This window comes from Catenulispora sp. GP43 (genome assembly GCF_041260665.1).
Lineage (GTDB): Bacteria > Actinomycetota > Actinomycetes > Streptomycetales > Catenulisporaceae > Catenulispora.
This window is the reverse complement of record NZ_JBGCCT010000005.1, coordinates 349,752-373,717: the sequence shown is the minus strand read 5'-3', so window position 1 is coordinate 373,717 and position 23,966 is coordinate 349,752. Positions and strand designations below refer to the sequence as shown.

22 protein-coding genes and 1 pseudogene are annotated in these 23,966 nt (G+C 71.2%); 15 read left to right on the top strand and 8 right to left on the bottom strand.

Annotation, left to right across the window (positions count from 1 at the left end; genetic code table 11):
* The first annotated feature begins 198 nt into the window (after nt 1-198).
* Together ABH926_RS13840 and ABH926_RS13835 are read left to right on the top strand one after the other, a co-directional pair.
* Entirely contained in the window at nt 199-1,665 is a 1,467-nt protein-coding gene (locus ABH926_RS13840; protein ID WP_370365901.1) for an alkaline phosphatase family protein, read from the top strand.
* An 8-nt stretch (nt 1,666-1,673) separates the two neighbouring features.
* Nucleotides 1,674-2,288, top strand: a complete 615-nt coding sequence (locus ABH926_RS13835) for a hypothetical protein (RefSeq protein WP_370365900.1) — start codon at nt 1,674-1,676, stop codon at nt 2,286-2,288.
* 1 nt (nt 2,289) lies between these two features.
* On the opposite strand, the gene ABH926_RS13830 is transcribed toward ABH926_RS13835, so the two are convergent.
* A complete protein-coding gene (locus ABH926_RS13830; protein WP_370365899.1) occupies nt 2,290-2,565 on the bottom strand; it encodes a hypothetical protein in 276 nt (91 codons plus the stop codon).
* A 91-nt stretch (nt 2,566-2,656) separates the two neighbouring features.
* On the opposite strand from ABH926_RS13830, the gene ABH926_RS13825 reads away from it, so the two are divergent.
* The 3 genes and pseudogenes from ABH926_RS13825 to ABH926_RS13815 all read left to right on the top strand — a co-directional run bounded on the left by ABH926_RS13825 (nt 2,657) and on the right by ABH926_RS13815 (nt 5,444).
* Nucleotides 2,657-3,997 (top strand): FAD-binding oxidoreductase, encoded by a 1,341-nt coding sequence (locus tag ABH926_RS13825; protein WP_370365898.1) that lies wholly within the window; start codon nt 2,657-2,659, stop codon nt 3,995-3,997.
* A gap of 178 nt (nt 3,998-4,175) precedes the next feature.
* Nucleotides 4,176-4,364, top strand: a pseudogene (locus ABH926_RS13820) (response regulator transcription factor); the annotation flags it as partial.
* 48 nt (nt 4,365-4,412) lie between these two features.
* On the top strand, nt 4,413-5,444 hold the full coding sequence (locus ABH926_RS13815) for an aldo/keto reductase family protein (protein WP_370365897.1): 1,032 nt from the start codon (nt 4,413-4,415) through the stop codon (nt 5,442-5,444).
* 4 nt (nt 5,445-5,448) lie between these two features.
* Here the strand turns inward: ABH926_RS13815 and ABH926_RS13810 are convergent, their stop codons facing one another.
* Both ABH926_RS13810 and ABH926_RS13805 read right to left on the bottom strand, forming a co-directional pair.
* On the bottom strand, nt 5,449-6,474 hold the full coding sequence (locus ABH926_RS13810) for a serine hydrolase domain-containing protein (protein WP_370365896.1): 1,026 nt from the start codon (nt 6,472-6,474) through the stop codon (nt 5,449-5,451).
* Nucleotides 6,475-6,483: 9 nt separating this feature from the next.
* Complete coding sequence (locus ABH926_RS13805) at nt 6,484-7,944, bottom strand: serine hydrolase domain-containing protein (protein WP_370365895.1); 1,461 nt, start codon at nt 7,942-7,944, stop codon at nt 6,484-6,486.
* A gap of 94 nt (nt 7,945-8,038) precedes the next feature.
* On the opposite strand from ABH926_RS13805, the gene ABH926_RS13800 reads away from it, so the two are divergent.
* The 4 genes from ABH926_RS13800 to ABH926_RS13785 all read left to right on the top strand — a co-directional run bounded on the left by ABH926_RS13800 (nt 8,039) and on the right by ABH926_RS13785 (nt 11,825).
* Complete coding sequence (locus ABH926_RS13800; RefSeq protein WP_370365894.1) at nt 8,039-8,773, top strand: Clp protease N-terminal domain-containing protein; 735 nt, start codon at nt 8,039-8,041, stop codon at nt 8,771-8,773.
* A gap of 169 nt (nt 8,774-8,942) precedes the next feature.
* Nucleotides 8,943-9,485, top strand: coding sequence for a SigE family RNA polymerase sigma factor (locus tag ABH926_RS13795; protein ID WP_370365893.1), 543 nt, complete (start codon nt 8,943-8,945; stop codon nt 9,483-9,485).
* Complete coding sequence (locus tag ABH926_RS13790) at nt 9,482-11,059, top strand: hypothetical protein (protein WP_370365892.1); 1,578 nt, start codon at nt 9,482-9,484, stop codon at nt 11,057-11,059. The genes ABH926_RS13795 and ABH926_RS13790 overlap by 4 nt, the downstream gene beginning before the upstream one ends.
* 220 nt (nt 11,060-11,279) lie before the next feature.
* Nucleotides 11,280-11,825 carry a DUF5134 domain-containing protein gene (locus tag ABH926_RS13785; protein WP_370365891.1) on the top strand — a complete coding sequence of 182 codons (546 nt, stop codon included), beginning with the start codon at nt 11,280-11,282 and terminating at the stop codon, nt 11,823-11,825.
* A 94-nt stretch (nt 11,826-11,919) separates the two neighbouring features.
* On the opposite strand, the gene ABH926_RS13780 is transcribed toward ABH926_RS13785, so the two are convergent.
* The 3 genes from ABH926_RS13780 to ABH926_RS13770 all read right to left on the bottom strand — a co-directional run bounded on the left by ABH926_RS13780 (nt 11,920) and on the right by ABH926_RS13770 (nt 15,094).
* Nucleotides 11,920-13,638 (bottom strand): copper resistance protein CopC, encoded by a 1,719-nt coding sequence (locus ABH926_RS13780; RefSeq protein ID WP_370365890.1) that lies wholly within the window; start codon nt 13,636-13,638, stop codon nt 11,920-11,922.
* A 17-nt stretch (nt 13,639-13,655) separates the two neighbouring features.
* A complete protein-coding gene (locus ABH926_RS13775) occupies nt 13,656-14,435 on the bottom strand; it encodes a YcnI family protein (RefSeq protein WP_370365889.1) in 780 nt (259 codons plus the stop codon).
* Between the two features lie 80 nt (nt 14,436-14,515).
* A complete protein-coding gene (locus ABH926_RS13770; protein ID WP_370365888.1) occupies nt 14,516-15,094 on the bottom strand; it encodes a hypothetical protein in 579 nt (192 codons plus the stop codon).
* A gap of 192 nt (nt 15,095-15,286) precedes the next feature.
* Here ABH926_RS13770 and ABH926_RS13765 point away from each other — a divergent pair, with 192 nt between their 5' ends.
* Nucleotides 15,287-16,237, top strand: coding sequence for a cytochrome c oxidase assembly protein (locus ABH926_RS13765; protein WP_370365887.1), 951 nt, complete (start codon nt 15,287-15,289; stop codon nt 16,235-16,237).
* 82 nt (nt 16,238-16,319) lie between these two features.
* Here ABH926_RS13765 and ABH926_RS13760 read toward each other — a convergent pair whose 3' ends face one another.
* The gene (locus ABH926_RS13760; protein WP_370365885.1) at nt 16,320-17,651 is read right to left on the bottom strand and encodes a lipase family protein; all 1,332 of its coding nucleotides are present in this window, start codon (nt 17,649-17,651) and stop codon (nt 16,320-16,322) included.
* Nucleotides 17,652-17,862: 211 nt separating this feature from the next.
* On the opposite strand from ABH926_RS13760, the gene ABH926_RS13755 reads away from it, so the two are divergent.
* A complete protein-coding gene (locus tag ABH926_RS13755) occupies nt 17,863-19,935 on the top strand; it encodes a prolyl oligopeptidase family serine peptidase (RefSeq protein ID WP_370365884.1) in 2,073 nt (690 codons plus the stop codon).
* A gap of 9 nt (nt 19,936-19,944) precedes the next feature.
* On the opposite strand, the gene ABH926_RS13750 is transcribed toward ABH926_RS13755, so the two are convergent.
* Nucleotides 19,945-20,604, bottom strand: a complete 660-nt coding sequence (locus tag ABH926_RS13750; RefSeq protein ID WP_370365882.1) for an SRPBCC family protein — start codon at nt 20,602-20,604, stop codon at nt 19,945-19,947.
* Nucleotides 20,605-20,732: 128 nt separating this feature from the next.
* Between ABH926_RS13750 and ABH926_RS13745 the strand changes: the two genes are divergently transcribed.
* The 4 genes from ABH926_RS13745 to ABH926_RS13730 all read left to right on the top strand — a co-directional run bounded on the left by ABH926_RS13745 (nt 20,733) and on the right by ABH926_RS13730 (nt 23,902).
* Entirely contained in the window at nt 20,733-21,065 is a 333-nt protein-coding gene (locus tag ABH926_RS13745; RefSeq protein ID WP_370365881.1) for an EthD domain-containing protein, read from the top strand.
* Nucleotides 21,066-21,200: 135 nt separating this feature from the next.
* Complete coding sequence (locus ABH926_RS13740) at nt 21,201-21,821, top strand: acetate uptake transporter (RefSeq protein WP_370365880.1); 621 nt, start codon at nt 21,201-21,203, stop codon at nt 21,819-21,821.
* A gap of 170 nt (nt 21,822-21,991) precedes the next feature.
* Complete coding sequence (locus tag ABH926_RS13735; protein WP_370365879.1) at nt 21,992-22,447, top strand: hypothetical protein; 456 nt, start codon at nt 21,992-21,994, stop codon at nt 22,445-22,447.
* 90 nt (nt 22,448-22,537) lie between these two features.
* On the top strand, nt 22,538-23,902 hold the full coding sequence (locus ABH926_RS13730) for a hypothetical protein (protein WP_370365878.1): 1,365 nt from the start codon (nt 22,538-22,540) through the stop codon (nt 23,900-23,902).
* Nucleotides 23,903-23,966: the final 64 nt, after the last annotated feature.

The following is a 23,966-nucleotide window of genomic DNA, read 5'->3' as shown; positions in this document are numbered from 1 at the left end:
CAACGCGTGCCCACGCCCTTCAGCGTCCTTAATCCGACACGACGGAGCATAACGCGGCGAGCCTCGAAGATGTCGAGGAATCACCCGATTCGCACGTTTGGGCTATCGCTCGGGCTGTCGCCTTCAGCAGGGCTCGAATATCATCCGCTACGCGTTGTTCACCGTTTGGCAACCCTCAAGCCACTTCGAGGAGACCGCATGAGACTCTCCAGGCCGGGCCCGCGAACGCTGCGCCACCGGAAGAAGCAGGCCGCCGCCGGACTGCTGGCGCTCGGCGCCGCCGCGGCGATGGTCGCGACCACCAGCGGCACCGCGCAGGCCGACTCCGAACGCGGCCGGACACCGAAGATCGGCCACGTCTGGACGATCATCCTGGAGAACAAGTCCTACGAGGCGACCTTCTCCGGGCTCAACCAGAACAGCTACCTGTGGAAGACGCTGCCGTCCTATGGAGAGCTGCTGACGCAGTACTACGGCACCGGGCACTACAGCCTGGACAACTACCTCAGCCTCGTCGCCGGCCAGGCCCCGGCGCCGGACAACCAGAACGACTGCCCGACCTACAAGAACATCTCGCCCGGCACCCCGGCCGCCGACGGCCAGGTCGACGCGGCCTCCGGCTGTGTGTACCCGGCGTACGTCAAAACACTGTTCAACCAGCTCGACGACAAGCACGTGCCGTGGAAGATCTACGCGCAGGACATGGGCAACACGCCGGGCCGCGAGAACGCCTACGCCTGCGGCGTGCCGGGAGACCCGTCGGGCGCCGGCGTCCCGGACCCGGGCAGCGCGACCGCGGAAGACCAGTACGTGCCCAAGCACAACCCGGCGGCGTTCTTCCACGCCGTGAGCGACAATCCGGGCGACTGCAAGAACGTCGTGCCCCTGGACGGCCTCGCCGCGGCCCCCGGCCACCCGGCCGAGAACAGCCTGGCGCAGGACCTGAAGTCCATCACGACGACGCCGGCCTTCACCTGGATCACCCCGGACAACTGCTCGGACGCGCACGACGCCACCTGCAAGGGCGACAACCTGTCCGGCGACCCGAACAACCACCAGGGCGGCCTGTACGCCTCGGATCTGTTCCTGGAGAAGGTCGTCCCCGAAATCATGGCCTCCCCCGCCTTCCAGAAGGACGGCCTGATCCAGATCGTCTTCGACGAGGCGTTCCCGCCCTACAAGATGTACGGGAACTCCATCGCCGACTACACCGGCAACCCGCCGAACTCGGGCCTCAACACTCCGACCGACACCGCGCAGTCGGTGGTGGCGTGCTGCAACGAGCTGCCCGGACCGAACACCGCGCAGCCGGGCGACCAGGCTTTCGGCCAGGACACCACGCCCGGCGGCGGGATCACCGGCGCGGTGATGATCTCGCGCTTCATCAAGCCGGGATCGGTGAGCGCGCAGCCGTACAACCACTACAGCTGGCTGCGCAGCATGGAGGACCTGTTCGGCGTGAAACACGGCGGGACCGACGGCCGGGGCCACCTCGGCTACGCGGCGGCCGACGGCCTGCGCCCCTTCGGCGGGGACGTGTACAACAACCCGTCCGGCCGCGCCCTGCCGCCGGCGCCGTCGGGGTCGATCACGTATCCGGCGGTGGCCGGTGTGAATGACGTCGGCCGTCCGGAGATCCCCGCCGGCAGCGTGTACGCCCACTGAGGAACCCCGTGAAGACACCGCAAACCGCGGCCTCGCGCCGGACCGGCCTGCTCGGCCGGTCCGGCGTCCGCCGCCTCGCCTCGGCCTTGGCGGCCGTCCCCGTCGTTCTGCTCGCCGCCGGCTGCTCCAGCACCTCGGGCGGCTCCGACCAGTCGGCGGCTGACGTCGTCAACAAGCTCGGCGCCGTCCCGATCCCCAGCGCCCCGAAGAGCCAGCCGACGCCGTCCGCCGACGAGTCGCACCCGCAACTGGTCGCCGTCGGCTCGCCGGTGGCGCTCACACTGCCCTCGGGCACCGGCGTGGTCACCGCGCTCGGCCCGACCGAGGACCTGCCGACACCGCTTCCGGCCACGATGCCGACCCAGGTGGCCGGCACCATCACCCTGCGGGTCGCGACGAAGACCGGCACGATGAAGGTCACCGCCGCCGATCTGTCCTCCCGCGACGACCACGGCACCGACATCGTGCTGAGCCCGGTCGGACCGGCTCAGGCCGCTGCGACCGGCGGCGGCACCGCGGACCTCGTCGTACGCGGCACGTTCGCCTCGGGCGCGGCGCAGATCACGCTGCGCGAGGACGGGCATGTGGTCGCCGTGTGGGACTTCAACATCGAGCTCGACTGAGTCACAGGCGTACCGGGTGCAGGCGGAACTCGTCCGCCGCGAACGAGACCGCCGCCCCGACCGACACCCCGCGCCGGGCCTGCTCGCCCGGCTCCACCATGATCAGGCCGCCGAACACGCTCACCGTCACCACCGGGTCGTCCCCCACACCGACGGCGACCACGGTTCCCACCACGCGCAGTCCGCCGGATCCGCCCTCCAGCACGTCGGGCGCACCGCCCTCGACGACCGTCCAATCGGTCACCTCGTCCACATCGATCTCGACATTGTGTCCCACATCACACCTCCGCCCCGTCACACCCCGTCGATCTCCGGCATCTCATGTTCGACCTCACCGAGACGAACCGGGAAACGCAGGAGGACGGGCCATGACCACGACCCTTGAAAACCTCAGCCGTGACTTCAGCGGCGACATCATCGAGCCGGGACACCCCGAGTACGCCGCGAAGTCCGGCACGATCATGGCCTCCGGCGCGCCGGCCGTCATCCTGCGGCCGAGCAGCGTCGGCGGCGTGCAGGCGGCGGTGAGGTACGCCGCGGTGGCGGGCCTGCCGCTGGCCGTGCGCGGCGGCGGCCACTCCTTCTCCGGCTTCGGGACCAACGACGGCGGCGTCGTCATCGACCTGAGCGTGCTCTGCGGCGTGGAGATCGTCGGCGGCGGCTGGCACGTGGTGCGGATCGGCGGCGGCGCGACGTGGGGGCAGGTGGCCGAGGCACTGGCGCCGCACCGGCTGGCGATCTCCTCGGGCGACACCAAGGGGGTCGGGGTCGGCGGGCTGACGCTCTCCGGCGGGATCGGCTGGAAGGTGCGCGAGTACGGGCTGGCGTTGGACAGCCTGGTGCGGGCCGAGGTGGTGACCGCCGACGGGCGGGTGCTCACCGCCGACGAGGACGAGAATCCCGACCTGTTCTGGGCCGTCCGGGGCGGCGGCGGGAACTTCGGGATCGTGACCGCCTTCGAGTTCGCCGCGCATGCGACGACCGACGTGTTCCACGGCCGGATCGCCTTCCCGGCCGCCCAGGCCCCTCAGGTGGTCCACGGCTGGGCCGAGCACATGCGCGGCGCGCCCGAAGCCCTGACCGCGATCGCCGCTTTCGCCAACCCCTTCGCCGGCGGCCCCGAGGCCCCGGTCGAGATCTTCGTGACCTTCGACGGGGACTCCGCCGAGGACGCCGACGCCGCCCTCGATCCGATCCGGCGGCTCGGGACGGTGACCGGCGACTCCGTGGCGCTCAAGCCGTACGCGGACATTCTGGAAGAGACCCAGACCCCGCCGCCGGCGATCACCTTCCACACCCGCGACGCCTTCGTCGAACGGGACGGCGTGGACGCCGCGCTGCGGATCCTCACCGAGGTCGGGGCGAGCGACGGCGCGCCGTTCATCACCATCCGCAGCATCGGCGGCGCACTCGGCCGAGTGGCCGAGGACGCGACGGCGTTCGCGCATCGTCGCGCGGAGCTGATGATCGGCACCGTCGTGATCGGCCCGGCCCCGGTGGTCCAGGCCGCCCTGCCGGCCCTGGACGCGACCTGGGAGCGGCTGGCCCCGCACGTCAGCGGCACGTACTCGAACTTCAACTCGGCCGCCGACGAGGCGGACGTGGCCGCCGCCTACCCCGCCGACACCTACAAGCGGCTCGCGGCCGTCAAGCGCCAGTACGACCCGGCGAACCTGTTCGCAGCGAACTACAACGTGCGTCCTCTGTAGGCATGATTGAGCCGGTGGCACCCCCGCGCCCGGCACCGGGGAAGGCGCCACCCGCAACAGCGACGCGGCCCAGCCGGGCAGCCACCAGTTCCACCGGCCCAGGACCCCGACCAGAGCGCGCTCGCGCTGTGTGATCGCGGCCAGCGGATCGGCGCCCGGTACCGGACGGCTGCGGGGGCAGGTGCTGACACTGGTCGGCACCGGCCTGTCCAACGACGAGATCGCCGCGACGCTGCACCTGTCGCCGCTGACGGCGAAGACGCATGTCAGCCGGCTTCTCACGAAGCTGGGAGCCCGGGATCGGGCGCAGCTCGTGGTGACGGCGTACGAAACCGGGCTGATCGTGCCGGGCACGACTGCGCTGTGATCGTAAAGCGTTCGTCTCCGGGCCGGGCGATAGCTAGGGTCCCGGGCCATGAAGCATCGCGCCCTTGGCACCACCGGCATGTTCATCAGTGAGATCGTCTACGGCAACTGGCTCACCCACGGCGAAAGTGTGGAGCGCGACACGGCGACGAAGTGCGTACGCGCCGCGCTCGACGCCGGCATCACGACGTTCGACACCGCCGACGTCTACGCGCTGGGGGCGGCGGAGGAGGTCCTGGGGTTGGCGCTCAAGGGCGAGCGCCGCGAATCGCTGGAGATCGCCACGAAGGTCTGCCTGCCGACCGGACCGGGCCGCAACGACCGCGGGCTGTCCCGCAAGCACATCATCGAGTCCTGTCACGCCTCCCTGCGGCGCCTCGGCATGGACTACGTCGACCTCTACCAGGCCCACCGCTTCGACGGCGAGACTCCGCTCGAGGAGACGCTGATCGCCTTCGACGACCTGGTCCGCGCGGGCAAGGTGCGCTATCTCGGCGTCTCGGAGTGGCGCGCCGAGCAGATCGAACGGGCCCTGCGCCTGGCCGAGGAGCTCGGGCTGCGCAGCCGCATCGTGGCGAACCAGCCGCAGTACAACATGCTGTGGCGGGTGATCGAGCCCGAGGTCGTCCCGCTGAGCCTGCGCGAAGGCGTCGGCCAGATCGTGTTCCAGCCGGTGGCGCAGGGCGTGCTGACCGGCAAGTACCTCCCCGGCGCGCCGGCGCCGGCCGGATCCCGGGCCGCGGTGGGCGGCCGCCCCACGCAGTTCATCGGACGCGTCATGGGCGACGTCCTGCTGACCCGGGTCCAGGAGTTGCGGCCGGTGGCCGAGGAAGCCGGCCTGTCCATGGCGCAACTGGCGATCGCCTGGACGCTGAACCAGCCCGGCGTCACCGCGGCGCTCATCGGCGCGACCAGGCCGGAACAGGTGACGGAGAACGCCGGCGCCTCCGGGGTGGTGCTCGACGCCGAGGTGCTGGAGCGGATCGACGGGATCCTCGGCGACGTCGTCGACCGGGACCCCGGCAAGACCGCGCAGTTGACGACGGTGAAGCCGGAGTGGCGGAACAGGGCAGGCGTCTGAACGCTCAGCTCCCGTCGAACACCATCCGCCGGAACGCATTGCGCACCTCGGCCATCGGCCCGCGATCCCGGCTGTAGTAGAGCTTGTTCGTGAGCAGCAGGGCCCAGCGATCCCGCGTCGGCGACACCCACATCGCGGTGCCGGTGAAGCCATAGTGGTACCAGACGTCCCGGTCGGCGGCCGCCACCCAGAACAACCCGCGTTCGGGATGCAGTTCGCCGGTGTGCAGGCGAAGGGACTCGCTGATCCAGCGCTGACCGAAGCCCACAGGCGCCGCCGGGTTCAGCAGGTATCGCAGGAAGCGGCTCAGGTCCGGCGCGTTGGAGAACGTGCCGGAGATCCCGCAGACGCCCAGCAACCGGCCCGAGTAGTCGTGGACAGACCCGCGCACGTGCGCGCCGGCCTCCTCGTCGAACTCGGTCGGCGCGCACTGCTCGACGAGGCCGGCCGGGAGCGGCCCGTAGCGCGTGGCCGACATCGCCAGCGGCGCCCAGACCGCGTCCCGCGCGACCTCGTCCAGGCGCCGGTCCGTCAACTGCTCGACCAGGAAACCGAGGATCAGCGCCGACCGGTCGGTGTACTCGACGGCTTCGCCGGCCGGCCGCCGCATCGCCTCGCGCAGCACGCCGAACCGCACCGCCTCGGGGTCGGTCCCGTATGACGCGCGCAGGTTCGCCCGCAGCGGGACCCCAGACGTGTGGGTCAGGAACTGGCGGATGGTGACAGCGCCCAAAGGGAAGCCGACCGAGTCCGGGAGGTGCTTGGCCAGCGGGTCGTCGAGGTCGATCCGCTCCTGTTCCCAGAGCAGGCCGACGCCCGCCCACACCGCGATGATCTTCGTGAGGCTGGCGAGGTCGAACAGCGTGTCGGCGGCCATCGGCCGGGTCGCGTCCGCCGCATCGAGCAGGCCTGCCGCGCCCTGCTCGATCACCCCGTCCGGACCGCCGACGGCCCACACGGCACCCGGGAAGACCCGCCGCTCGATCCCGCCCTCGAGGAGATCGCCGACCTTTGTGGCAAGACTGTTCATCGGGCCAGGCTATTCACCTCCGAGCCCGGTGCCGAGGAACGGGACGCCGAGTTGGCGGCGCACCAACGCCAAGTGATGGTGCGGCATCTGCTCCCGGGTGAGCTTGAGCAGCGACGGGAGCGTCCCGTCGGTCGCGGCCACATCCCGCACCGCCGTGCCGAAAGCCTCCGGGTCCCACGGGGTGCCCTCCGCGACGACGCTTCCGGCCACGATCCCCTCCACGTCGCGATCCGTCAGCGCGGTGCTGATCCCCAGCCGCGAGGTGAGCCGGTCGCCGACGATCAGCCCGGCCACGTAGCTCCGCGCGGCGGCCGGACCGCGCAGCGGCCGCGGGTCCTTCCCCCCGGCCCACGCGCTGACGACGTCCAGCATCAGCCGCCCCGCGAGGTGGCTGGGGCGTTCGGACGAGCCCTGGTCGCCGAGATCCCACTGGTTGACCGACGCGGTCACCGCGATCCGCTGTTCGGGCCAGAACCGGGAGACCTGGTTCCAGCCCCACATGTACTCGCCGCCGTGACCGACGTGGTAGCCGGGGCTGCCGTGCTGGAAGACGTTCCAGACCAACCCGATCGCGCTGTCCGGATCGGGTCCGCGGCCGGCCTGGGGCGTGACCATCGCCGCGGCGGTCTGCGGTCGCAGAATGCTGACGTCGCCGAGCCGGCCGCCGCCGGCCATCGCCAGCAGGAAGCGCACGTGGTCGGACGGCGTGGTCAGCGCCGTCCCCGCCGGGTGGAGGCCGGCGTGGATCTGCGGCAGCCGGAACTGGAAGCCGTCGAGCGTGGCGTAGCCGGTCGAGCGGCGCTCGAGCAGGTCGGCCGGGACATGATCAGCGTTCTGCGACGGCGGGAAGCAAGTCGATGTCATGGCCAGCGGCGCGAACAGGTTCCGCCGCAGCCACTCGGAGAACGGGACGCCGTCCGGGTTGAGCCGCTCGACCAGGTATCCGACCAGAGCGATGCCCACGTTGCTGTACTGGTAGTGCGTTCCGACCGGCGTCGCCCACAACGGCAGGAATCCGCCGTGGTAGGCGTCGGTCCGCCCTTCCTCGAAGATCTTCTTCAGCAGGTCCCCCAGCGGCATCGGCGGCACGCGGTCGCAGAAGCCGAGATCAGTCCCCAGCCCGCTGCGGTGGGTCAGCAGGTCCCGCAGCGTTATCTCGCGCGGGCCGTGGGGGTTGGCCACGCGCAGGCCGCCGAGGTGGTCCGCGACCGGGTCGTCGAGCCCGAGCAGGCCGCGGTCGACGAGCTGCAGCACCGCGGTGGCGGTGTAGGGCTTCGCATCGGAGCCGGTGGGCCCGACGGTCGCGGTCGTCATCGGCCGGCCGGTGGCCAGATCGGCGCGGCCGTAGCCCTTCGCGAAGACGACCTGGTCGTCCACGCCGATGGCCAAGGACATGCCAGGGGCCTTGCACAGGGTGAGGATCTCCGGGACGAGGGTGTCGAGGGCTTCGGCCAGATGCGTCACGTTCATGCGTCAAGGATTAGTTGACGCATGCAGCGATGTCAAGGAAAGAGTTGACGCTTGCCTACCCGGCAATCGCTCGGTTGACTGCCAGAATGGCCGGGTGCCCGACCTCCCCGACCTCCCCGGCCTGATCACCGAGCTGGACACGCGCACGGCCGGCGGCGACGGCGACAACGATCTGGACCGCCTCGCCGCCGCCGAGCAGATCGCGGACGAGCTCTCGGCGCTCGGCGCCCGCCTGGTCGGGTACTACGTCGAGCAGGCGCGCACGCACGGGAACTCCTGGGCCGACATCGGCAACCACCTGGGCATCAGCCGGCAGGCCGCGCAGCAGCGCTACGCCCCGGCGCGCTTCCAACTGACACTCGGCGACCTGATCGGCACCGGCGGCCTCAGCCGGGTCACCGAACGCACCCGCGCCACGCTCCTGCGCGCCGAACAACACGCCGGGCGGCTGGGCAGCACGACGGTCGAGCCCGGTCACGTGCTGCTCGCGATGCTCGACGACCACGACACCCTGGCGGCTCAGGCCCTTGATCTGCTGAAAGTGGACACCGCCGGCCTGCGCGCAGCGCTCGGCTCACCCGACGACGCCGCATCCCCGCGCACGATCTCGCCGCTGCTGGGCACCCCGGCACGCCGCCTCCTGGAGACCGCGCTCACCCAGGCGCTCAAGCTGAATCACAACTACGTCGGCACCGAGCATCTGCTGCTGGCGCTGGCCCACACCCCCAACGACCCCGCCGCGCAGGCGCTCGCGGACCGCGGAGTGAGCTACGAGCGGGCCCGCGAAGCCGTCCACGCGGTGATCGACGAGTACCTGCGCCGGCGCTAGACCGCTCGACACCGCCTTCACCGCCTTCACCGTCTTCACTGACTTCACTGACTTCACTGACTTCTGAACTTTCCCGGCCGCGGCGACAACCTGACGGCGCCGGCATCCGTGGGAGTGGTCGGAAGAGTCCGGACACCCGGGCGCAGCATGGGGATGAGGGGCGGAACGGATGCGCAGACCCGACGAGAAGGAGTTCGGCGAACTGGTGGCCGGCCGCTCGCACGAGCTCAGACGCGTGGCGTACCTGATGTGCGGCGACTGGCACCAGGCCGAGGACCTGGTCCAGACGGCGTTCGTCAAGCTCTACTGCGCCTGGGGCAAGGTCAACCGCCGCGACGACCTGGACGCCTACCTTCGCAAAACCCTGCTGCACGTCTGCATCGACGAGAAGCGGCGGGGCTGGCGGCGCCGGGAGTGGCCGACCTCCGCGCCGCCCGATCTCCCGGACCGCTCCCCCGTCCCGGTGCACGACCGCGACCTGCTCGTCACCGGGCTGCGGCGGATCGCCCCGGGCCAGCGCGCGGTCCTGGTCCTGCGCTACTGGGAGGACCTCGACATCGAGCAGACGGCACGGGTCCTCGGCTGCTCGACCGGGACGGTGAAGAGCCAGACCGCCCGCGGGCTGGTGGCGCTGCGCGCGGTGGTCGCCGACCTCGTGCCCGCGGACGCCCCGGGCCCCGAAGACGTCGCCGCGATGAAGGGGTACTCATGAACACCGGCCAGGAGTGGAACACCGCCCAGGAATGGGCACGGGAACTGTTCGAGCGCTCGCGACAGGGCGAGGAGCCGATGTGGGTCGCCGACCACGCCGCGATGATGCGCGCCGGGCAGCGGCGGAACCGGGTCAGGGCTCTGACCGCCTCAGGCAGCGTGGTCGCCACCGCGGCCCTGGTGGCCGCCGTCGGGATCGGCGTGTCCGGAAGCGTGGGCGGCACGGCCCCGACACCGGGGCCGGCACCGGGGCACAATGCGGCGCCCCCGACACAGCCGCCGGTGGCGGTGGATCCTTCCAAGGTCCTCGACTACGCGCGCTTCGTCAGCTATTCGCCAGGAACCGGCGGCAGGGCCCCCGGCGGCTTCCCGAAGTACCTCGCCGTCCCGGCCTCGACGGCCCGCGACACCATGCAGCTGCTGAGCAAGCTGGACCCGGCCCTCACCCACATCGCGAAGGCCGAGCCGGGCGACACCTTCGTCCGGCTGGTGGCGGACGACGACCCCCAGGCCGAGAACGAGGCCATGGTGGAAGCGAACGTCCTGTGGACGGACAACGGAGCCTCGGTGCGCGCCCTGGCAGCGCCCCAGGCGACAGCCCCGGCCGGCACGCTGAGCATTTCGTTCATGAACTCCTCCGACGGAGGGGCGGACGGGATGCCCGGCTGTGCGGCGAAAACCTTCGCTTCGCTCGTGGTACTGCATCCCGAGCAGACTCCCGAGGGCGGCTGGACGGACGCGGCGCAGTGGACTCCATGTACTACATCGACTCTGTCCGACGGTTCAGTCCTGGTGACTTCCACCAAGGACTACGGGCCCTTCTCCGCCGTCTCCGCGGTCCGGCTGTTCCCCGGCCACCGCGGCGCGATGGGGGTCACATGGCAGAACTTCGCCTCCCCGACGCCCAGCGGCGGGCTCCAGCAACCGGCGCCGGACCCCAAGCGGGCCCTGTCTCAGAACCCGGTGTCCGAGGCGAAGCTGTCGGCGGCGATGTCCAACCCGGGCCTGGTGCCGCCCCTGACGCAGACGAAGGCCGTTTTCCCGTCGCCCCCCACTGCCGCGCCGCCGACCATGCCCCAGCCGTCCGACTTCGGTACGGGCTGGACCACCGCCGCCGGGCCCCAGGGCACGACCAGCGACCTGGTGGTGGACAACGGCTGCACAAACCAGCAGAACCCTGTGGCGTCCCCCCAGGCGATCTACGGCTACACCGGGACCACGCCCAGCGGGATCAAGGTCACCGCCACCGCGCAGCTGGACGTCATGAAGTCCGGCTCGGGCCCGGGCTGGATGGCCGACCTGCGCCAGCACGGAAGCGGCGGATGCGACACGGCCGGACTGCCCTACAGCCGCGACACGACGGCGCCGCTGCCGGCCGGGACCGGCGACGACGCGTTCGTCGAGAACTGGTACGGGCAGGGCCGTGAGACGTTCTTCATCCGGTTCAAGGACGACATCCTGCGGGTGGACGTGACGACCACGGATCAGAAGATGCCGGCCTTCACTCAGGCGGACAAGAACTGGTTCACGGGACTCGCCGCCAAGGCCGCCGCGCGGCACGGTGGCAAGGGCTGAGGCAGCCAGATAGGCAGCTGGACAGGCAGCTGGATCGAGCGCGGGGCGAGCCCGGGCTGTCCTGGCGGACAGTCCGGGCTCTGTCATGCCGGACCATTCCCGCGGCCCGCTCGCGAGCCGCGAAGCATTCGCCGATTTCGCCGCATTCGCCATGGACTATCCCGCCGCCGGTCGGGAAGGCTCTCCGTGGGGTGGTGTCGAGCCGAGGGGTGTGGCTGGAATGGACATGGGTTCCGGCGGCGGTTCGGCGCTGGTGGTGCTGGCCGAGCTCGCGTTGTTCTGGGCGGCGACGGTCGTGCATGTGCTGCGCCTGTTGTCACCGACACAGCTTCCTGACACGGACCGGCCGGCCGATGCCGGGCACGCGGTGATGGGCGCGGGCATGACGCTCATGGTGTTTCCGGGGGTGTCGGCCGGCGCGCTGCACGCCGCCGCTGTCTGCTACGCCGTTCTGGGCGCGGCCTACTTCGCGCGCGCCACCCTGCGCCGGGGCCCGACGCAGCACCGCTGCCAGAACGCGGCGATCGGCGCCGGTCAGGCCGCGATGGCGTACATGCTCACCGCGCCCACGCATCCGCCGTCGTGGGTGCCGCTCGGGGTCGCGGCCGTGCTGGCGGGGTGCGCGGTGGTGCACGGCCGGCGACTGATCGACGCGCGGCACCGCCACGGCGGCGCGGCCGGTGCGCCGCGGATGCTGGTCACGGTGCCGCATGTCGGGGCGCTGCTGATGACGCTGACGATGGCGGCGATGGTCGGGATCATCTGACCTCTGATACCGACCGCCGCCGCCTCGCTCCTGCTACCGACCGCCGCCGCCTCACGGCTGACGCCGACCACCGCCGCCTCACGCCATCGGGACCTCAGCGGATCGTGACCGGGATCGTGACCGTCGTCTCGTCGATGTCGTCGGTCCGTACGGTCACCGCCAGTTTCCAGCCGCCCGCCAACGGGATCGTCGCGTTCCCGTAGTAGTGCGACGTCCCGGCCCCGCTCAGCGTGATCGGCAGCGGCCCGAGCTGCCGATCGGGCAGCGACAGGGTCGCGGTCAGCTCCGGCACCGCCTCCGGCTCCCCCGACGGCGAGACGACCTCGATGTGCACGAGATCGGTGCCGGCCTTCGCGGGCGAGACGAAGACCTGCACGGTCCCCTTCCCGTTGGGCCCGCCGGTGTCGAAGGCGGCGGTCGTCGAGACCGGCGCCGCGAAGGCGGTACGCGCAGGCGGGGCGTTCACCAGCATCGCCGTGACGGTCAGCACCCCGATCGCGAGCACCGCTTCCAGGCCGGTCGAGCGGCGCAGCTGCCGGATGGCGACCTCGTCGGGCGTCGCGCGATCGGCGAGGTAGTGCGCGATCCACACCCGAGCGAGGTAGCCAAGCGCGACGACCAGCCCGACACCGAGCAGCTTGACCAGCAAAAGCTTGCCGTAGACGGTGCCGGTCAGCGCACCCAGCGTCCCGACCTGGCGCCACGCCTGGTACGTGCCGCTGGCGACCAGCACGGCGATGCAACAGGCCGCGATGGTCGAGAACCTGCGGATCGCCGGTGCCAGGACTGCCGGATCCACCGCGGATCTGGTTCCGGGCTTAGCTGCGGTCTTGGTCCCGGAATTGGCTCCGACCCCGGCCCCCGCCGGACGCAGCAGCACCGCGACGACGACCGTCAGCCCGCCGAGCCACACCGCCATCGCCATCACGTGCAGCACATCGAGCGGCAGCGCGAGGGCGACCTGCGAGCCGGTCCCGGCGTGGTCGGCGGCGGCCCACGTCGCCGCCATCCCGACGGCCACCGCCGCCCCGACGCCGGCGGCCGCGATCCGCAGCCGGACCGAGGCCTGTTCCAGCCTCGGCAGCAGCATCGCCAGGCCCGTGCCGAACGCTCCGAGCAGGAGCAGCCGCACCGACAGCGCGGTACCGAGGCGCGTTCCCATCGTCGTACGCAGGACCGCGCTGTCGAACACCCGGCCCAGCCCGAAGCCGCCGTCATAAGGACCCTGCAACCCGAGTACGGCGAGGGTGGCGGCCACCAGGGCCGCCCAGCCGACGCCGATCAGGGTCTGCACCCGGCGCGAAGCGGCTCCGGCCGGCCAGCAGCACAGCAGGAACGCGGTGGCGCCGACGGCCAGCGCGAAGCCGCCGTAGGCGACGCCGCGGGCGATCCCGTACAGGACCCCGACGGTCGTGCTCCCGGCGGCGTTCAGCGTGTCCTGGGACACCGAGGTCGTCGAGGAGGCGCCGACGCTGAACGTGAACGCCCCCGACACCGGGTGCGAGTCCGCCGAGATCACGTGCCAGGCCACGGTGTAGGTGCCGCGGCCCAGCTTCGGGGCCAAGCCGACCTCGACGGTGTCGGAGTGGCCGGCCGGGTGCGAGGGACTGCCTTCGTCCACCCGCGACCCGGACGGCGAGAACACCCGCAACGCCCCGAACTGCATCTGGACCGGCTCGTCGAAGCGCACCGACACCACGCTCGGCGCGGTGGCGACCACCTGGCCGTCCCCCGGCGCGGTCGAGACCACGGTGGCATGCGCGGACGCGCCCGGCGCCACGGCGACGAGCACCGCGACGACGAGCGCGGCCACACATGCGAGGCGACGCATCATTCCGGTGTCCCGGCTCCCTTGCGCCGCGCCGCGGCGACGCCGAACGCGCCCGCGCCGAGACCGAGGACGCCGATGACGATGCCGGCGATGCCGAGGGCGCGGGCCGTCGAGTCGCTGGTCTTGGCCGCTGCGGCGGTGGTGGCCGAGCCGGCGGAAGTCGAGCCGCCGGAGATCGGGGGCGCCGAGGCCGTCGCGGTCACCTGGGAGCCCGGGCTCGAGGACGGTGCCGAGGACGCCCCGTCGGGAGCCGCCGCGGTCAGGGTCAGGACCGGCGCCGGGTGGTCGGGCTCGGGCTGGCCCGGCTGCTGGACGTCGATCCAGCGGACGACGTCGCCGTTGGAGTAGGTCTGCAGGGCTTTGAAGGTGAGGCTGTCGGCGTCGTCCGGCAGGGCGCCGAGCATCACGCGGAAGCCCTGGTACTGCCCGACCGGGATCTGGCCGCCGGTCCAGGTGATGCGCTGCACGACCTGGGTGACCGTGCCGTCGTCGGTCTTGATCGGGGTGGCGAGGGTGAGGTCGTCGACCTTCACGGTCCAGCCCGGGGTCGGCTCGGGAAGCACGCCGGTGATCGGCTTGTCGGTCGGGAAGTCGACCTCGACCTGGGTGGTGCTCGCCTGGGCTTCCTCGTTGGGGACGCGGAAGGTCAGCTCGACGTCGCTGCCGCCCTTGGGGGACGTGTTGGGGCCGATGGTGACGTGCGCGGACGCCGGACCGGCGATGGCCAGGACGATGAGCGCCGCGCCGGCGACAGCCGCACTGCGCGAGAACTTGGACATAGTGGTATCTCCACGGTGATTGAGAGCACAGCAAAACGGAGCCCCGGACGGAGCGGGGCCGATGCGATCCGTGTAATCCGTTACCGACCGAAGGCCGGCGGCGGTCCTCTCCTGATCACCGTGAACAACAATGCGCGTGCTGTGACCGGTCGGCGGGCGTCCCGGCCGACCGCGGGCAGCGTCGGGGGCGCCGAGCGGATCGGCCGCATGCCCAAGGCCCACCACGCCAGCATCCGCCACGACGCGCCGAGGACCACGCGGGCCCGCTCGACGGCGGCGAACAACGCGGCCTCACCGCGGCGCAACCACCACGCGGCGCAAGCAGCGGCGAGAACGTGGGCGATCGTCATGCCGGATGAGGTTCCGGACATATCCCCCACGCCCGACATAGCGGGCATAGTTGGTGCCTGCACCGCGTGGAACAGCAGGTGCAACCCGATCTGCGAACCGCCGACCAGCAGCGCGATCGAGCCCAGGCCGCGTTCGCCGGGCGCCGCGGCGATCCGCGCGAAGCAGAACACCGCCACCGCGCCGAGCGCCTGCGCCGCGACGGGGATGGCCGTGGCCGACATCAGCCGGTGTGCCGCGACCGCCAACAGCGTGCAGACCGCTGCGAAAACAGCGGCCCGCGCGTTCGGGGCGACACTCCGGAGGTCCATGGCGGACACATCATCGCACCGGTTCCCCACTCCGTCCGTCATGCCCCGCCCGGTTTCGGCCCAACCGGGACACACCGCCCGCGGAGATCGTCAGGCGGTGTGGGACGATGGGCCCCTAACCGGGCCACCGACGGCCGGAATCCGCCACTCCCCGGTCAGCAACCACTCACGAGGAGCACAAGGAGCACGCCCATGGGCGACGGGATGAGCGGCCCCGGCTGGATGCCCGAGGCCCCGGTCTCGCTCGGCAGGCTGCTGGCCTGGCACCCGCAGCCGATCCCCCTGGTCCCGGCGGTGGGCCTGCTGGCCGCGCTGCTGTACGTCCTCGGGGTGTGGCGCCTGCACCGCCGCGGCGACCGCTGGCAGCCCGGCCGCACCGTGGCCTTCCTGCTCGGCATCGCCACCATCATCGAGGTGACCGCGACCGGCATCGGCGGCTACGGGATGCAGCTGATGAGCGTCCACATGGTCCAGCACATGGTGCTGTCCATGGTGAGCCCGGTCCTGCTCCTGCTCGGAGCGCCCATCACCCTGGCCCTGCGCACCCTGCCCGCCGCCGCCCACGGCCGCCTCGGGCCGCGCGAGGTGCTGGTGCACGTCCTGCACTCGCGCTTCGCCAAGGTGATCACGGCGCCGTGGTTCACCCTGCCGGTGTTCGTCGCCAGCCTGTACGGGCTCTACTTCACGTCGCTGTTCACGACGCTGATGAGCACGTGGTGGACCCACGAGCTGATGCTGGTCCACTTCCTGGCCGTCGGCCTGCTGTTCTTCTACCCGATCCTCGGCGTCGACCCGGGCCCGCGCCGCGCCAACCCGGTGCTGGGCATCCTGGAGCTGTTCGGCGGCATGCCGTTCCACGCCTTCTTCGGCATCGCGGTGATGATGGAGAGCGCCCTGACCACCACGGTGTTCACGCACCACCCGGCCAGTTGGCCCGGGACGGCACTGTCGGACGAGCACGCGGCGGGCGCGATCGCTTGGGCGTTCTCGGAGATCCCCAGCGTGTTGGTGCTGCTCGTGTTGTTCCTGCAATGGCGCAAGGCCGACACCCGGGCCGCCGCGCAGCGCGACCGGGCTGCCGACCGGAACAATGACGCCGAGCTGAATGCCTACAACGACTACCTGGCCGGGCTCAACCGCTGAACCGTGCGTGAAAAGCGCATCCCGCGAAGCCGCCTGAACAGCTCGCGGGATGCGGTCCGTCACACAGAAGCCTTAGCCCTGCTCAAGAACCAGCCACCTGCTCCGGGGTCAGCGAGTTCCCCGCGGCGATCGACCCGCAGTCCGAAGGCGCCGTGCGCCCCGCGAAGCGGTCGTTCAGCCACAGCAGCGCCAGCGGCGCCCAGGCGGCCGCCGTGCCGATGTGGCTCAGCAGGTCGAACTGGTCGTACTTGATCGAGGCGTCGCCGGTGGCGCAGTACTGGCGGGCCAGGGCGCGGACGTCGCCGGCGACCATCACGCCGTCGCCGGTGCCGATGCCGGGCGGGTTCGAGAAGGTGCCCTCCAGGACGCCGCCGTCGCCCTGGCCGAGGTAGCCGGGGATGGTGGGGGTCGGGGCGGAACCGAGGTTGATCTTGTTGACGGCGTTGACGAACTCCGGGACCGAGTCCGGGTTCGCGTACTGCGGCTTGGCCATCTTCGCCCACGTCAGCCCGGGGTACTCGCCGAGGGCGTTGATGATCGAGCCCTGCTGCAGCTGGTTGTAGACCTGCATGCCGTAGGCGTTCAGATACTTGCTGAAGTCGATGCTGTAGGAGCGCGCGACGCCGATGATGGCCATCGGGATGACGCCGGACCAGACCAGCGAGCCCGAGACGTACTTCAGGTTGTGCGCCGGGTCCACCAGCAGGCCGCCCTCGGCGAAGCCCACCAGGTTGCGGTTGACGTCGGGGGCGTACGACGGGGCCAGGGCCGCGGCCCAGTCGGTCGCGATGGCGCCGCCGGAGTAGCCCTCCAGCGCGAACTTGGTGCCGTCGTTCATGCCGGTCCCGGCCGCGCCGCTGGTGGCCGCACGGATCGAGTCCAGGGTGGTGGTGCCGTATTCCGGGCCGGCGGCGAAGTCGGCGGTCTGGCCCTCGGTGTCCGGGATGACGACGTTGTAGCCCTGCAACACCAGGGGCGCCAGGAACAGGGCCTCGGCGTTGGCGATGGTGCCGCCGAGCGAGAGGTCGCCGGCGATGGCGCGCGAGGGGCTGTCGGCCGGGTTCAGCGAGTCGTAGAACGAGTCGTAGGACACGGCCTTGCCGCTGTCGCCGGTGATGCTGCGGATCACCGACGTCACACCGGCGGTGGCGCGCCCCTGGGCGTCGGTGGTGCGGTACAGGATCTGGATCGCCGTGACCGGCGTGGGGATCCCGAGGACGTGGTACTGCAGCGTCCGCGTCTTCAGGACGGTGCCCGGCGCGTACGACGCCAACGGCGCCGAGCCGCTGTAGCTGTAGAACGAGTCGGACGAGGAGGCGGAGGACGTCGCGGCTGTGGCCGTGCTGATTCCGGCGGCCGCGAGGGCCACCACAGCGGCGGTCGCGAGGGCACGCCGAACTGGTCTTCTGCGCATGGCACTCCTTGGCGGGTGAAGTGGATCACAGACCTGACTCGGAGTAAGTTACCAACGGGTAATGCCGGTGTACAGACCTGGAAACAAGCAGTTCACCGCGAGCTCATGACACTGAGGCAGCACCGCGCCACCGGCGAATCGTCAATACGTCACAGTCCCCATCGGCGGTGATCAGACCAGCCAGCGGACACGCCGGTTACTGTGGCCTCCGATGACTGAGCACATAGCGGACACCGAACCCACCCAGCCGGCCGACGACGAGATCCTTCTCGACGACGAGAGCCCCTTCGAAGACCTGGCGCGATTCATGGAGATCCCCAGAGTCGGCGGCCTCGCACTGGCCCCGGACGGCAGCCGTCTCGTGGTCGGGGTGCAGCATCTGTCACCGGACGGCAAGAAGCACGTCTCCTCGATCTGGGACGTGGACCGCGACGGCGGCGCCCCGTTCCGGCTGACCCGGTCGGCGGCCGGCGAGTCGGCCCCGGCGTTCCTGCCCGACGGCTCGCTGTTGTTCGCCGCCAAGCGCACCGACCCGGACGCGCAGGACGGCGGCGACACCGAGAACGGCGGCGGCCAGGGCCTGTGGCTGCTGCCGGCGCGCGGCGGCGAGGCCCGGCTGCTGGCGGCGCCGCCGGCCGGGATCGGGAGGGTCCAGGTCGCCGCGAAGACCGGCCGGATCGTCCTGGCGGCCAAGGTCATGCCGCAGGCCGGGGACCTCGAAGACGACGCGGCGCGCCGCAAGGCCCGCAAGGACGCGAACGTCACCGCGATCCTGCACACCCAGGCGTGGGTCCGGCAGTTCGACACGCAGATCGGCCCGGACGGGATCCGCCTGTTCGCGGCCGAGGCCCCCGGTCCGGACGGAAAGCTGGAGCTGCGCGACGCCACCGGGGACCTCGGGCCGGCGGTGGACTCCTTCGCCGTCACCTCCGACGGCTCGAAGGTCGTCTACGGCATCACGGCCGCCCTCGCGAACAGCGAGCACGCCGCCGAACTGCGGGTGCTCGACGTCGACTCCGGGAAGTCGGCCCTGTTCGCCGGCGACCCGGGACACCAGCACTTCGACCCGACCATCTCCCCCGACGACACCACCGTCGCCTTCGTCCGCAGCGAATCCGCCACCTTCGACGCGGCCGGCAAGCCCACCATCCACCTCCAGCCGCTGGCCGGCGGCCCGAGCCGGGCCCTGGCCGAGCGTCTGGACCTGTGGCCGCAGGGCCTGGTGTGGGCGCCGGACTCCTCAGCCCTCTACTTCACCGCCGACCAGCTCGGCCGCGCGCCGGTGTTCAAGGTGGACCTGGTCGGCGGCGAGGTCACCCGGCTCACCGGCGACCGCGCGGCGTACACCGGCCTTCAGGTCTCCCCCGACGGCCGGACCCTGTTCGCGATCCGCACCGCCGTCGACGCCACCCCGCGTCCGGTCCGCCTGGACGCCGCGGCCGAGGACCAGGAACCGGTTCTGCTGTCGGCGCCCGGCGACACGGTGCGGCTGCCCGGCTGGGTCGAGGAGGTGACCGCGACCGCCGAGGACGGCACGGTCATCCACTCCCGGCTGGTGCTGCCGAACACCGCCGAGGGCCCGGCCCCGCTGGTGGTGTGGATCCACGGCGGCCCGCTGATGAGCAGCAACTCCTGGAGCTGGCGCGCCAATCCGTGGGTGCTGGTGCAGCGCGGATATGCCGTCCTGCTGCCGGACTACTCGCTGTCCACCGGCTACGGCCAGACGTTCGTCGACCGCGGCAAGGGCGAGGGCAGCGGGGTCCCGTTCCACGACATCATGGCCGCCACCGACGCCGTGATCGACCGGCCGGACATCGACGGCACGCGCACGGCGGCCATGGGCGCCTCGTTCGGCGGCTACCTGACCAACTGGATCGCCACGCAGACCGGGCGTTTCAAAGCCCTGATCTCGCACGCCGGCGTCTGGAACGCCTCGCTGCGCACGGTCTCGGACGTGCCGTGGTTCTTCCGGCAGGCGTACGGCGACGTCATGCTCCGGCCCGAGCACGCCCTGCGCTGGTCGCCGCATCTGTACGCGGACAACGTCACCTCCCCGATGCTGGTCATCCACGGCGACAACGACTACCGGGTGCCGGTGTCGAACGCGCTGTGGCAGTGGCAGGACCTGCAGCGGCGGGGCAAGGAGGCGAAGTTCCTGTACTTCCCGGACGAGAACCACTGGATCCTGCGACCGCAGGAGTCGAAGCTCTGGTACGAGACGGTGCGGGCGTTCCTGGCCGAGCACGTGCTCGGCGAGGAGTGGCAGCAGCCTGATTTGGTGTAGGCGGCCGCTTCAGTGGTGACAGGCCTGGGCCTCGGCCCGGGCCTTGAGGTCGGCCAGCCACTCGTCCAGCCCCGGCGCCAGATACCGGATCGCGGTGGCCGGGTCGGCCTCGATCTGCGCGCCGGTCCAGCTCTCCTCGGTCCGGACGATCACGCCGCCGGGGACCTTGATGAAGTTCCAGACGTGGGTGCCGCGGTCGATGCGCAGGCCGTCGCCGATCGCCGGGCCCATCCAGCGGATGCACTGGCCGGGGCGGACGTCCTGGACCGTGGAGGTGACGACCAGCGTGGTCGCCGGCGTCGAGGCGGTGGCCGGGGCCGGCGTCGTCCAGCGGAACTGCGATCCGGGGCGCAGCCGGCCCGGCGTCAGCGGCTCCATGGTGCTCACCGCGCGCTGCCACCGCGGCCAGGCCGCGACGTCGGTATGGACGCGCCACACGGTGCTCAGCGGGGCCTTGATGAAGATCTGCGTCTGGTAGTGCAGCTGCGCGGTGGGGTCGATGCCCTGGCCCTGGCAGGTCAGGGGCCGCTGCGCGGCGGCCTGCGCTTGCGGTTGCGCCTGCGCCTGCGCCTGGGCCGGTGCGGCGAGGCCGCCGACCAGCGCGGTGGCGGCGAGCGGGAGCGCGAGCAGGGTGCTGCGGAGGCGGGCGGGGCGGCGGACGGCGGTCATGGTACGGCTCCTCAGTTAGCTGCTATCGCTTGAGTTAGAAGTTATAACCGTCGCACGCGAGAGTCAATAGGAAGCGTGAGAGGTTCTAACGAAAGGCGCTCCGCCGGAAACTCACCAGAATGGCAGCCATGATCACCTCAATAGCCCTCCTCAAGGCCCGAGCCGGCCTCAGCCGCGCCGAGCTGGTCGACTACTACGAGAACCACCACGTCCCGCTGATCCTCAGCCTGGCCCCGACACCGGACCGCTACGTCCGCGCCTACCTCCCCGAAGCCGACGAACGCGGATTCCCCGCCGACTTCGACGTGATGACCCGGATGGAGTTCGTGGACGAGGCCGCGCGCCGCACCTGGCTGTCGCTCGTGCTCGCGGAGGGCTCGGGCGTCGCCGAGGACGAGGCGCGATTCCTGGACCGTTCGGCCACTCGGTCGTGGGTCGTGGAAGAGCACGTCAGCGCTTAGACCACGCTCGGCGCCGGACGACATACGCGTACGCACCCTGGTGAAAACGCTCAGCACTACTCTTTCGCGGATGACCGTTCTATCCTTTATTCAGCAGATATGTCTGTCCCTTCCCCTGTAGGAAGGAGTCGCGAAATGAGCGAGACGACACCTACCGGTCGGCCGGCGCCTCCGGCGCCCCCCGTCTCGGGAATCGCCGATCCCGCCCCACTCGGACTCGCCGGCTTCGCCATGACCACGTTCGTGCTCAGCTTCCTGAACGCGAACCTCATCAAGGAGACCGGCGCGGTGCACGTCGTGCTGGCTTTGGCCTTGTTCTACGGCGGCATCACGCAGCTGTTGGCCGGTATGTGGGAGTTCAGGCGCGGAAACACCTTCGGTGCCACCGCGTTCGCCTCCTTCGGCGCGTTCTGGCTCAGCTACTGGGCGCTGGTCAAGCTGACGCCCCGGGGCGCGGGCGACATCCACCAGGCTGTCGGGCTGTTCCTGCTCGCCTGGTGCATCTTCACCCTGTACATGACGCTGGCGGCCCTGAAGACGAACCTGGCGGTGCTGGCAGTGTTCGTGCTGCTGACCCTCACCTTCCTGTTCCTGGCGATCGGCGCGTTCCAGAACAGCCTGCCGGCCCCGGACACGATGACCAAGGTGGGCGGGTGGCTCGGCATCGTCACGGCGGTGGTCGCCTGGTACGCCTCGTCGGCCGCGGTGGTGAACGCCACGCACGGCAAGACCCTGCTCCCCACCTGGCCGCGATGAGCGGTCGGGCCAGAGCCACCGGGCGCGGTGTGCGGACGCCGGGACGGGCCGCGGGAGCGGTCCGTCCCGCACACCCGCGTTCGCATCTGCGGCGCAAAACGGAGCGCGGAGCGGCATCCCGGGCTGCTCCCGCCTCCTCCGGCGCAGCCGTCCGCGGACCGGTCGACGACGTGATCAACGTCGCCGGCCACCAGCTGAGCGCCAAGCACCTGGAGGCGGCGGCCCTGACCGTCGAGGACGTCGCCGAGGCGGCAGCCGTCCCGGTCCACGACGCGGAACACGGCTGGCTGATCGAGATGTACGTGGTCCTCCAACCGGCGGGCGAACCCGGCGAGGAAACCGACACCGTCGCCCGCATCACCACGGCGATCGAACGCGAGACCGGACGCATAGCGGGCCCGAAGAACGTGTGGATCGTCGCCGGCATGCCGAAGAACCGAGCGGGCGAGATCATGCGCCACGTCCTGGCAGCCATCTCGAACTTCACGGACGCCGGCGACACCGGCACCCCGGCGACGGACATCGAACGGCACGTCCACGCCGCGAAACTGGAACGCGGCGAGAAGCCCGCGAAGCTGACACCGAAGCAGATCGAGGAGATCAGAGCCTTCGGCCGCCCCGACTAGCCCACTCGCGAACCCCCTGCATCAAGCCCCTGGCTCGAGGGCCCGCCGGGCCCTACCCTTGGCACGCATATCCGAAGCCATGGGGGACGCATGAATCAGCCCGAACCGCAGTACGGCCAACCCGCACCGCAGTGGCAGCCGCAGAACGAGCCGCCGCAGCAGCAGTACCAGGCGCCGCCGCCGTATCCCGGGCAGCCGGTGAATCCGTACGGATCGGGGAAGAAGGCCCACGCGCCGCAGCAGCAGTATCAGCAGCCTTATGTGGCGCCGCAGGGGTGGCAGGAACAGCAGCAACAGCAGCAGGGGCAGGGGCAGCAGTATCCGGCGGCGAATCCGGGGTGGCAGCAGCCCGCCGCGCCGCAGGCTCCGGCCGCCGCTTGGCAGCAGCCAGCTGAGGCTTCTGCTGCACCGGCGTGGCAGCAGTCGCAGTCGCCGCAGGCCCCCGCCTGGCAGCAGCCCGCCGATGTGCCGCAGGCCCCCGCCTGGCAGCAGCCCGCCGATGTGCCGCAGGCTCCCGCGTGGCAGCAACCCGCCCCCGCCGCACCGCAGGCCCCCCTTGCCGCCCCCGCCTGGCAGCAGCCGCCCGCAGCACCTCCCGCCCCGGCCTGGCAGCAGCCCGCCGCCCAGCAGTACCCGGCCCCGCCGGCCGCCCCCAACCAGCCCTGGCAGCAGCCCGCGCCCTACCAAGCGCCCCCTGCCGCCCCGAACCAGGGCTGGCAGCAGCCCCCTGCCCCCGCCTACCTCCCCCAGCAGCCCCAGCCTCAGGCCCAGCCTCAGCTCACCAGCTTCCCGCCCCCGCCAAACCTCGCCACGCCACGCGACCGCCTCGTCGACGGCGCCGCCCCCTTCCTCGAGCCCGGCGAGAGCGTCTACTACGGCTTCATCCTCAAGCTCGACGACACCATCCCCGAGACCCCGCGCGAGCTCATGATCGCCATCGAGGGCCAGCACCGGGTCCTGGGCGGCATCAGCCGCGCCGACAAGAAGATGAACAAGGGCCTGAAGTGGGCGCTGAATCCCATGGACGCGATGAACGAGCGCATCGCCGAGAAGAGCGTCGAGGCCCTCAACCGCAAGCTCGCCGGGCCGGTCTTCCTCGGCGGGTGGGACAGCCAGGCCGGCTGGTTCATCCGGTTCGCGCGCGCCACCCGCGAGGACTACGGTCCCGGCTCCTGGGGCGTGCTCACCGACCGGCGCTACCTCGTCTTCCGCGCCGGGCGCGCCGGCGGCTCGTCCATGCGCCTGGTGCACGCCGTGCCGCGCACCCTCATCGCCGGCGTGCGGACCGAGGGCACCAAGGACGCCGCGCTGCACGGCCGCACCCCGCGCGCCGAGCTGCACTTCACCGACGGCTCGATGGTCGCGACCATGATGCCCACCAAGCAGGGCCAGAAGGTCCAGGCGATCCTCGCCGTCCAACAGCAGCAACAGCAGCAACAGCAGCAGGGTTACTGAGTAACCGAGCACGGAAAACGGCTGGGCCGCGAGGTCCCACCCGCATCGCGGCCCAGCCCAGACG